Source organism: Bradyrhizobium sp. STM 3843 (genome assembly GCF_000239815.1).
Lineage (GTDB): Bacteria > Pseudomonadota > Alphaproteobacteria > Rhizobiales > Xanthobacteraceae > Bradyrhizobium.
This window is the reverse complement of record NZ_CAFK01000209.1, coordinates 1-924: the sequence shown is the minus strand read 5'-3', so window position 1 is coordinate 924 and position 924 is coordinate 1. Positions and strand designations below refer to the sequence as shown.

1 protein-coding gene is annotated in these 924 nt (G+C 67.7%); it reads right to left on the bottom strand.

Translation table 11 applies throughout. The annotated features are described in order from the left end of the window. Positions 1 to 908: condensation domain-containing protein (locus BRAS3843_RS22290; RefSeq protein ID WP_244425448.1), on the bottom strand; the 908-nt coding region annotated here is incomplete at its 3' end. Positions 909 to 924: the final 16 nt, after the last annotated feature.

The window sequence follows — 924 nt, the reverse complement described above, 5'->3', positions numbered from 1 at the left end:
CGCTCCATGCAGAGACCGACGATCACGTCGGGCCCGACGCCAAGTCCGCGCAGATGATGCGCGAGCTGGTTGGCGCGGCGGTCGAGCTCGCCATAGCAGAGCTCCTGATCCCCCAGCACCACAGCAACGGCATCGGCCCGGCGTGCGGCGTGCTCGGCAAACAGCTCATGCAGGCAGACATCCTGCGGATAGCTCTCTGCCGTCGCGTTCCAGTCCACAATCAGCTGCCGTTGCTCGGCTTCGCTCAGCAGCGCAAGCTCCCGGACCGGACGGTCGGGCTTTGCCACGATCCCGTCCAGCAGGCGCATGAAGTGCTCCACCAGCCGCGCGATCGTGGTGCGGTCGAACAGATCGGTGGCATAGACCAGCGACGCCGATAGCCCGCCATCCACTTCCACCATCGACAGCTCCAGGTCGAACTTGGCAGCTACCGCTCCGGTCTCGAACGGCGCGACCGTCAGCCCGGCCATCCGGCCCGCCTGCTGCGGCACGTTCTGCAGCGCGAACACCACCTGGAAGATCGGCTCACGGCTCAGGTCACGAACCGGATGCAGCGCCTCCACCAGCTTCTCGAACGGCAGCTCCTGATGCGCATAGGCATCGAGTGCAGCAGCCTTCACCCGCCGCAGCAGCTGCCGGAACGACGGCGATCCGGAGAGATCGGTGCGCAGCGCCAGCATGTTGACGAAGAACCCGATCAGGGTCTCGGTCTCGGCGCGGGTCCGCCCGGCAATCGGCGTGCCGACCACGACATCGTCCTGCCCGCTCCAGCGCGACAGCAGCACGTCGAACGCCGCCAGCAGCACCATGAACAGCGTCGCACCCTCCGCCCGCGCCAGCTTCGACAGCGCAGCCGTGCGCGTCGCATCGACGGTGAAGCGATGCACCGCGCCACGGAAGCTCGGCACAGCTGGCCGCGGCCGA